The sequence below is a fragment of the Herpetosiphonaceae bacterium genome, assembly GCA_036374795.1.
GTDB lineage: Bacteria > Chloroflexota > Chloroflexia > Chloroflexales > Kallotenuaceae > LB3-1.
The window spans coordinates 24,143-32,336 of record DASUTC010000086.1 but is presented as its reverse complement, the minus strand read 5'-3'; the positions used below and the strand labels follow the sequence as shown (position 1 = coordinate 32,336).

11 protein-coding genes are annotated in these 8,194 nt (G+C 64.8%); 6 read left to right on the top strand and 5 right to left on the bottom strand.

All coding sequences use genetic code 11. From position 1 onward, the window contains the following. Positions 1-112 precede the first annotated feature (112 nt). The 6 genes from VFZ66_06025 to VFZ66_06000 all read left to right on the top strand — a co-directional run bounded on the left by VFZ66_06025 (position 113) and on the right by VFZ66_06000 (position 4,784). Positions 113-487: a hypothetical protein gene (locus tag VFZ66_06025; GenBank protein HEX6288727.1), complete on the top strand. Its 375-nt coding sequence runs from the start codon at positions 113-115 to the stop codon at positions 485-487. A gap of 3 nt (positions 488-490) precedes the next feature. Next, positions 491-823: a hypothetical protein gene (locus VFZ66_06020; GenBank protein ID HEX6288726.1), complete on the top strand. Its 333-nt coding sequence runs from the start codon at positions 491-493 to the stop codon at positions 821-823. A 35-nt stretch (positions 824-858) separates the two neighbouring features. After that, entirely contained in the window at positions 859-1,371 is a 513-nt protein-coding gene (locus tag VFZ66_06015; protein ID HEX6288725.1) for a hypothetical protein, read from the top strand. A gap of 253 nt (positions 1,372-1,624) precedes the next feature. After that, on the top strand, positions 1,625-2,038 hold the full coding sequence (locus VFZ66_06010) for a hypothetical protein (GenBank protein HEX6288724.1): 414 nt from the start codon (positions 1,625-1,627) through the stop codon (positions 2,036-2,038). Between the two features lie 224 nt (positions 2,039-2,262). Beyond that, a complete protein-coding gene (locus VFZ66_06005; GenBank protein ID HEX6288723.1) occupies positions 2,263-3,543 on the top strand; it encodes a ParB/RepB/Spo0J family partition protein in 1,281 nt (426 codons plus the stop codon). Positions 3,544-3,680: 137 nt separating this feature from the next. Continuing rightward, the gene (locus VFZ66_06000; protein ID HEX6288722.1) at positions 3,681-4,784 is read left to right on the top strand and encodes a ParB/RepB/Spo0J family partition protein; all 1,104 of its coding nucleotides are present in this window, start codon (positions 3,681-3,683) and stop codon (positions 4,782-4,784) included. A gap of 632 nt (positions 4,785-5,416) precedes the next feature. Here the strand turns inward: VFZ66_06000 and VFZ66_05995 are convergent. The 5 genes from VFZ66_05995 to VFZ66_05975 all read right to left on the bottom strand — a co-directional run bounded on the left by VFZ66_05995 (position 5,417) and on the right by VFZ66_05975 (position 8,182). Then, on the bottom strand, positions 5,417-5,938 hold the full coding sequence (locus tag VFZ66_05995; GenBank protein ID HEX6288721.1) for a DUF3368 domain-containing protein: 522 nt from the start codon (positions 5,936-5,938) through the stop codon (positions 5,417-5,419). Further along, on the bottom strand, positions 5,901-6,152 hold the full coding sequence (locus tag VFZ66_05990; protein ID HEX6288720.1) for a UPF0175 family protein: 252 nt from the start codon (positions 6,150-6,152) through the stop codon (positions 5,901-5,903). The genes VFZ66_05995 and VFZ66_05990 overlap by 38 nt, the downstream gene beginning before the upstream one ends. Positions 6,153-6,238: 86 nt before the next feature. After that, on the bottom strand, positions 6,239-7,438 hold the full coding sequence (locus VFZ66_05985) for an ISAs1 family transposase (protein ID HEX6288719.1): 1,200 nt from the start codon (positions 7,436-7,438) through the stop codon (positions 6,239-6,241). Positions 7,439-7,788: 350 nt separating this feature from the next. Then, a complete protein-coding gene (locus tag VFZ66_05980; GenBank protein ID HEX6288718.1) occupies positions 7,789-7,971 on the bottom strand; it encodes a hypothetical protein in 183 nt (60 codons plus the stop codon). After that, complete coding sequence (locus tag VFZ66_05975) at positions 7,964-8,182, bottom strand: UPF0175 family protein (protein ID HEX6288717.1); 219 nt, start codon at positions 8,180-8,182, stop codon at positions 7,964-7,966. The genes VFZ66_05980 and VFZ66_05975 overlap by 8 nt, the downstream gene beginning before the upstream one ends. Between the last annotated feature and the right edge of the window lie 12 nt (positions 8,183-8,194).

Below are 8,194 nucleotides of genomic sequence, written 5' to 3'. Positions count from 1 at the left end.
GATCGTGGCCGTGGTCAGTGGCGCTCAGGCGTTCGAGCGACTCGCGGCGGCGGGACAGCTCCGGCTCGGTCCAGGACCAGCCGGTTTCGGGAGTCAGGCGTTCTGGCACGCGTTGCTCGGGTTTCAGGGGTGGGGCTTTCTCGCCTATGTCGCCGTCATGGTGGGCCTCCTCAGCCTGGGCATGCTAACCCAGCCCCGGCTCCGCGTCTGGTTGGCGCTGTGTGGCCTGGCGGGTGGGTGGTATGGCGTGGAAGCCATCGATCGGATCATGATGACGCAATCGTTCACGGGATCAGGCGGCGCGGGGAGCTGGGCCTGGTGGGGGACCTACCTGGAATTTCACAACGCGGCGTGGCACGCGTTTGGCATCTTGGGCCTGGGCGTGATCAGTGCCGCTGGCTCAGCCCTGCTGCCGATCCTGGAGGCAGCGCTCCCCGCACCCCAGCGAACGCCCGGGTCCACACCCCGTCCGCTGGGCGTGACCTAGATTGTGCTGTACTTCATCCTGGTGGCCGTGGGAGACCTCGTCTCAGTGCTCGTGCCGTCCCTCAGACTCGCCGGTGGCACGCTGCCGGGAGCACCGCCCACCATCTTCCCGCCGACGGTCAGCATCCCCCTCACCCTCTTCCTGGCGTGGGGGTTCTGGGGGTGCCAGGCGTGGGCACGGGCCCTGATCATCTGCGTTGGCCTGCCTACGATCACGCTGGCCTTCCTGAGCGGGAACGCGGGGTTCAAAATTTGGATACTCCTTGCCATCGTGCTGTACCTGGTTCAGCGCCGTATTGGTGAGGTCTTCGCTCCCGCCCCTGATCCGCTGCCATGATGCGGACCTGCCGCAGGAACACGCGGAACATCCCTGTGGATGTCGCATGGATGCCCGATCTGCCAGTTGATGAACCCACCCCAGCGCCGCAGGTCGATGTGTCGAACGCGCCCGTCACCAGCATCGGCAGCAAAACCATCGCTGGCACACCGACCAGCCAGTACCAGATCTGGATCTCGGCGGATGACGGCTCGACGGATCACATCGCGCTCGACTTCTTCATTGGTCAGCAGGTCACCTACCTCTACCAGGACCAGATCTCGATCTTTGCCACCGACGACGAGGTGGGCGAGCTGAAGGTTGAAACCGTTGAGCGGCTGTACGATGTCGACGATCCGCGCATCGTCGTCGGGCCGCCCGCCAACGCGATCGAGCGTCCCGCAATGACCGGCCTGGCTGAGATGAGCAACGGCGGCCTCTTCACCACGCTGGCAGCGCCCCTGGCGACCGCTGAATTGCGCGCCCTTGCTGTGGAGCGCTTCGCGCGCTCCATCTCTCGGAGAAGCGTGCTGCAGACAGCGTCGCACTGCGACGCTGTCTGTTTGTAGTGCTCCCGTTGTGCTGATTGACGCCGGAACCTCGTAGCGTGCGTGCGGTGCTTGGACACGCACGCACGACATGCCCGGTTCGCGCTTCAATCCACTTCCCTCCTATGAGTCGTTTGGTCCCGGCGTGGCCAAATTGGCAGCTACCACCGTTGTCGCGCGCGTGTGGCTTGGTATGCTGAAGGAGGTCAGACCCCCACGCTGATTCATAGCTGCCGACTCCATCATCATGGTGGTCGATCCTGAGGAGTATCCGATGCCAGACACCGGCACCTATTTTTTCTATCGCAATCCCCAGGCCGGATTTTACGAGCTGGGCTACCTCACGGAGCACCTGCCCGGCGTGGTGCTGTACCAATCGCGCACGCTCGGCAGCGGGGTCGGCCGCGCCCTGCTCGTCTGGCCGCTCCGGGCGGAAACGCCGCCGCCGCGGCTCGCGCTTCCCGCATCGCTGATTGTTCGCCAACCCTTTGCGTTCTGTTCCGCCGCCGAGGCGCTGGCCCAGTTCGAGACGTCCTTTCGCCAGCTCCGCTGGCTCGGCTTCGCGGACCCGTATGGCCAACTGCGCTGGCATGGTCCCGACTTCGTGACCCAGTTCCGGCGGCATCTGGAGGCCGATGCCCAGGCGTTGGCGCATCCGGTACCGCAGGCCGCCGCGTCGTGCCGGTGAGCGGTTTCAGAACGTGCTTGCGTCCCTTGCACGCGCAATCTTCCCCTGAAATCCCCCAACGGTCCCGGACGCAGCGTAGGCCATCACCGGCCGATCTTGGCAGATAAGCGGGCGTCCTGCCGGGTGCTGCTGCGCTATGCTGCAAGCGGCACGCTGTCTCGGACGGTGGTTCACTGCCAGGGACACGCCAGGATCGGACGCAGTCCGTGCACAAAGGATGAGCTATGCCCAAACAACACACTGCAGCACCCAGCGCCGAGCGTGGCGTGGTCGTGGCGGATCATCCGTCTGGCGTACCGCTGCGCATCGCCCTCGTGGATCTGGATGAGGATCTGACCCAGCCGCGCCAGGACTTTCCCGACGATCGCCAGCAGGAGCTCACCGCGAGTGTGGCCGTGGCCGGCATCAAGCAGCCCCTGATCGTCCGCCCAGCGGGGCATGGGCGCTATCTCGTGGTCGACGGCGCCCGCCGCAAGCGCGCGGCGGAGGCCGCGGGCCTGCGAGAGGTCCCGTGTGTCCTGAGCGCCGAGGTGGATTGGCTCACCATCAAGCAGAACCAGCTCATTACCAACGGTTTCCACCAATCCCTGACGCACCTGGAGCTGGCCCAGACGCTGGAGTTGCTCTGGCTGGGACACCAGATCGCGGCGTTTGAAGCCGACGCTGACGACGATGGCACGCAGACGGCAGCGCTCGTCGCGGCGGCGGGCAGTCCTGCCAGGCAAATCGAGGCGCTGCGCGAGCGGCTCTGTGACCTCTCCGGCTTTCCCAGCCGCGACGCATACCTGGGAAGCGGTGCGCATGTGCGCGTCCCCTGGAGTACCGTGTTGCAAGCCACTGGGCTGGCGCAGATGACCCCTGACCAGCGGAAGCGGCTGTTGAGCCTCCTGGATCTCTCGCTGGAAGCACAAGAGGCGCTGGCCGGTGTCGACGTGAGCCAGCGGACCTTGCGCGATCTCGCGCAGCGCCCACCAGATGAGCAGCGTGCGCTCATCGCGCAGGTGCAGGATCAGGAGGATGTCGGCGCGGCGCTCCGGCAGGCGCTGAACGCACCGCTGGTGGCCGACGATGACCCACCGCGGACAGGTGACTGGTCGCCGGACACGTTCGCCCACGCCCTGGATGCTCCAACCACCGACGACTCAGCCGGCCATGCCACGCTGGATCGCGCTGATGATGCGCTGCCGCTCGATATGGATGCCGATCAGCGATCGACCGTTGTTCCTGATCCGACACTGGCGATGCCGTTCTCGAAGGGCAACGGCCAGACGCTGGTCTCCGACCGGGGCGAGATTGGCCGTGGCTCACCGCCGCCGCCGGGTCATGCATGCTGGACGGAAGATCAGGCGCTCCAGCTCTCTGGTGCCTTGGAAGCGGCCCTGAAGGTTTTGGATAGTGTGGGGCCGGCCTATCTGACCGAGCAGCACCAGGGGTGGCTGCGACCGATGTGGCAGGAATTGGTGATCCGCCTGGAGTCTGCCGGTCTGGAGGCACGTCTGGAGTAGATCGATCATCGTTCGTCGGTCCTGTTCCAAAAGGTTGTCATGTTATGCGCGCTTCGTCCCCCCCATCTGGTGTTCGCCGTGCTGCTGCGCGTGGCACGGCGGATGCCCATGTTCGGCCCACGCTCCAGGTGCTGCCCGTGCAGGCCATTCGGACCACGCCGCAGAATCCGCGAGCTGCGGATACGGCACTGGACGATTTGATTGCCAGCCTGGCCGTCGAGTCCGAGCCGTATCTTGCGCAGCCGCCCCTGGTCGAGCACCTCGGCGAGCGGGAGTATCGGCTGATCGCTGGCGAGCGGCGCGTGCGCGCGGTCACGGCGGCGGGCTGGGCGACGCTGGCCTGTCTGGTCTATCCCCGGCTTGATCCGGCCCAGGCCCACGAGCTGCGCCTCATCGAGAACCTCCATCGCGCCGCGCTGGATGCCCTGGATGAAGCCTGTGCGCTGCGCATCGCCTGGTTCCGCGCCAACGCCGATGCGCTGGGCACCGGCGACGCGGCGCGGGAGATTCTCGGGCAGGAACAGGCACCCGCCGAGACGCTCGCGCAGCTGGGAGCCCTGCTGGCCACGGTCAACTTCACGCCGACCCGTCCGGCGGTGACGTGGGATCAGGTGCTGGACCGCTTGGGCCTGGATCTGAGTCCGGCGCAGCGCAAACGGCGGATGCGCCTGCTCTCGCTCGATAGCGCCGTGCAGGCGCAGGCCCGCGTGCTTGACCTCAGCCCGGCAGCCATGCGCGCCATTGGGACCCTGGCACCGGAGCAGCAACAGCGGCTGATCGGCGAAGTGGCGCAGGACCCGCGGCTGGCGCGGAAAATTCGCCGCATTGCCAGCACCGTGACCAAGGGCACCTACACGCTGGACCAGGCACTCGACGAGGCGCGCGGCCGGGTTCGGTTTGCTGCCGAGCGGGAGGGCAGCGCGGTCCGCGACCAGGTGACGGCGATCGGACGTGACGACGATCTGGCGGAAGCGGCTGCGGATGACGACGCGAACGCGCCGACCCCGGCGGACGGTGAGTCGGCCCACGTCGACCAGGCCGTGATCGACGCCGTGATGGAGCTGATTAACGTCGCCAGCTCCGTGACGACGGCCCTGGTCGCCTTCAACACCGCCGTGGGCACCCGGTCGATCGCCGCGCTGGGCGAGCCCTGGGGCGGCTATGCTCAGTACGCGCTCGCCCTCCTGCGGGATGCGGCCACGGAGCTTCCGGGGTACGACACCTCCGTTGAGCTCGCTTGAATCAGGAATCCAATGAGGGGAGCGTGATCACGACCCGAGGGAAGATCTCGGCGACCAGGGTGACGCGAGCAGGGTCGTCGCAGATCAGGGATCGCCTGCTGCTGGCCGGCGGATTGGTACGAGGAGGATCTGGCTGGCCCAGGCGATTCTCAGTGAGATTGGCACCGATATGACGCGGTTTCCGATGGTGAAGCATTGCTGCTCGTGGCGAGGGCTGGCACCCCGGTAATGATATTTCGGGCGGGAAGGTGTTGCATTCGCGGACGCTGCAGGTGACCAGGCGGGCGAACCACGCCTTCCGCCTGGCGGCCCAATCGGTGATTCATAGCGCTATTGCGGTAGGGGTCTCTGTTTGGGCGGTGCGTTCCCGGAAAGGACCCCAACCGGCGATCGTGGCCACGGCGCATACGATTGCGCGCATCGTCGCCCACCTCCTCAAGTAGGGCGAGCCGGATCGGGAAGCCCCCGCCGCCGTGTATGAGCACCAACGCCGGGAACGGGATCTCCAGCAGTTAAGCCGGCGCGCCGCGAAGCTCGGATACCCCTCACACCTGCTGTGCATCCATCATCGAGGCGATGCTGGAGCCTGGACGAACGAGCGTTTCTCGGGAGCACCTTGGTCGGTGGGCATGTTAGCCTTCTCCAACATCGTTGAGGACAGCATCGATCAAGGCTTGGCGCATATAGATCCCCTGAGCTTGTAAGGCGTCGAGGTGTGGCCGGATCAGGGCGATCAATCCCATCCGTTTCGCGCGGCGGAGCAAACCGACGGTGCCGATGCGCTGCATGCTCAACCGTTCAGCGACCCGCCGCGCGCGTGCGTCGTCAAGCACCACCATGCTCTGTGGCAGCGTTTGCGCTAACGCAATCACTTCTGCCTCGCCGCGCCCAAGCAAGATGGTGAGCGGCTCGACTCGTAGTGGATCGGGGGCTTGCCTATCCAGCCACGGGATCTGCCGGACCTCATGGGCTCCTGGCGCGTCCTGGTTGCTCAGCGTTACTTCCTGCCATACCGCAGGTGGGATAACGATCCGTGACCCCAAGTGTGGCAAGAGGGCAAGCTGCCCAATGCGGGCGAAGGCAATGAGCGGCCCACTATCGACGACCAGACTCCCCTCAGGCATCACGAAGCTCGTCCTCGATTTGGTCGTCATCAAGATTAATGACGGCGACACCGTTGTGGCCCAGTTCGTTAAGGAAGCTGAGGATGGGGATGCCAGCCAGTTCAGCCGCTTTTCCGAGCGATAGCCGCCGCACTTCAAAGAGCTTGATTGCGAGTAAGATCCGCAGATCGTGTTCGAGGTCTTCCGGCGACTGCCCGGTGGCGACAAGCAAATCGTCGCTGTAGGGTATTGATAAGGTTCTCATAGTGGCTATTGTAGCCCAAACCGCTGAGGAATGCGAGGCACACCGAACGACCTAGCCAGGGGAGTTGCAAAGTCGGATACCAGCACTTATGCTTTTGCTTTCTGCGCTAACCAGCGATCAAAGTGATAGGCAACGCGGCGTTGACTAGCGGCCAGATTGCGTTCCCCGGCCTGGAGGACCAAGCCGATGACCGCGTTATTGAGCGCGGCCATGACCTGCGGCCCGCGTCCCCGGCGCAGGCGGCTGGCATCTTCCGCCAAACGCACATCGCGCCGGTAATGCAGCCCGTTTTCAATGCCCCATTCCGTCCGCGCAATCGTGAGTAAGCGCGCCGCATCTGCCACCGTCGCCGGTAAACTCGTGACGCCATAGCGGACCTCCGTGCCGGCCTTGCCCGCGCGCCCCACCGTGCGTTCCCATTTGAAGACTTGGGCGAGATACGGCCAGTTACTATCGTCCTGTAACCAACTGCTGACGGTAATCCGCCGCGCTTCCAGCCGCCCATGCGCGTTGTCTATCTGGTGTGCCATCGTGAAATCCGTTGGCGCTTCTGCGGTGCCGGGCAGGACGGGCAACGGCGTGAAGCGGCGTTCGATGTCGGCGTGGAGGGTCGGCTGATTGGCTTTGACGAACCAGAGGTAGTCGCCGCCGGTTTCCACAATCTGGAGACTGAGGTGGCGCTGCGTCTGCATGGCATCGCCGACCACAACCATGCCGGTGAGATCAAGGTGGGCAAGCAGCGTCGGCACCACGACGATTGCATTCGCTTTGCGGTCCACGGCCAACTGGGCCAAGACCACCCCGGTGTCGGGGAGATACGCGGCGACTAAATGGACGCCGGTCGTGTGACCACTAGGAATCGTGCCACGTAATGGTTTGCCATCCACTGCCAGAATGCGACTGCCACGTGCCGGAACCTCTGCCGAAACCGTGGTCGTGCGAAAGAAACTGCCGAGGGCATCTTCCAACGCCGGCACGTCAACGGCCTCGGCAAACAGACGACTCCAGGTCGTGGGATGCGGCAGGGTCGCGCGGGCCAGGCCAAAGAGGTCGGCAAGGTCACGGGCTCGCAGACGCGCCCAATCGGCCAGGGCGGTGATGCGACGATGCCCGGCAAGCTTGGCACAGACGGCCAGGGTGAGCAAGGGTGCCAACGGATAGCGCACGCCGCGCGGGTCACGGTGATCGACCAAGCTGGCGAGATGCGCTGCGAGCGCACGGAGATCAACGACACACGGCAGGTCAGCGGGTAATGGCAGGGTGAACGGCAAGGTGGTAGAGTGCATCGGACACCTGAGTTTGGCGTGATGGGATTCAGCACCGCTATCATACCCAATTCTGGTGTCGTTGCTTGTTCCGACTTTGCACTTCCCCTGACGACCTAGCTGAGCTGCGGTCCACCATGACCGACCTACGTTTTGCACACAAGAATCAGTGGAGCACGATCTGGAGCAGATGGGAAGATCTCGGCGACCAGGGTGACGCGCGCACGGTCGTCGCAGATCGGGGATCGCCTGCTGCTGGTCGGCGGATTGGTACGGAGCGCAAAGATACGGGCGATCATTCCTCGCCAGCGGTACGCAGCACATCTGCCAGGAACTGCGGGCTGAACGGCCGCCCCTGGGCCAACATGGTATCAAGGATCGGTTGCACCGGCGGGATCAATTCCGGCAGCTCTTAACCTCGTATTCCGTGCGATGTTCCGCGCCCGAATCTCAATGACGATCCGTCCGTACAGGTGCCGCAGCAGTTCGAGGTGGCCGACCCCGATCAGCATGATCAGCGGGCTGGTATCGGCGACAACCGGCGGTCTACGCATGGCCTGCCTCTGCCGCCACATCCGTCGCGGGATCGAAGATCGAGACGCCGTAGTCGCCGAGCAGATCGAGAAACGCCCGCCGCGACACCCCAAGCGTGTCGGCGGCATAGCCCGAGCTGATCTCGCCTTGCGCAGACAGCTTGACGATCAACGCCGCGCGCGCGAGCGCTTCCAGTTGTCGCTTGTCTTTCGATCCGAGATCGTCTGGCACGTCAATAACTGC

Coding starts and splice junctions, on each gene's coding strand:
- VFZ66_06010 (HEX6288724.1), top strand. CDS start 1,625: ATGCCAGACACCGGCACCTATTTTTTCTATCGCAATCCCCAGGCCGGA.
- VFZ66_06005 (HEX6288723.1), top strand. CDS start 2,263: ATGCCCAAACAACACACTGCAGCACCCAGCGCCGAGCGTGGCGTGGTC.
- VFZ66_05995 (HEX6288721.1), bottom strand. CDS start 5,938: ATGACGACCAAATCGAGGACGAGCTTCGTGATGCCTGAGGGGAGTCTG.
- VFZ66_05990 (HEX6288720.1), bottom strand. CDS start 6,152: ATGAGAACCTTATCAATACCCTACAGCGACGATTTGCTTGTCGCCACC.
- VFZ66_05985 (HEX6288719.1), bottom strand. CDS start 7,438: ATGCACTCTACCACCTTGCCGTTCACCCTGCCATTACCCGCTGACCTG.
- VFZ66_05980 (HEX6288718.1), bottom strand. CDS start 7,971: ATGCGTAGACCGCCGGTTGTCGCCGATACCAGCCCGCTGATCATGCTG.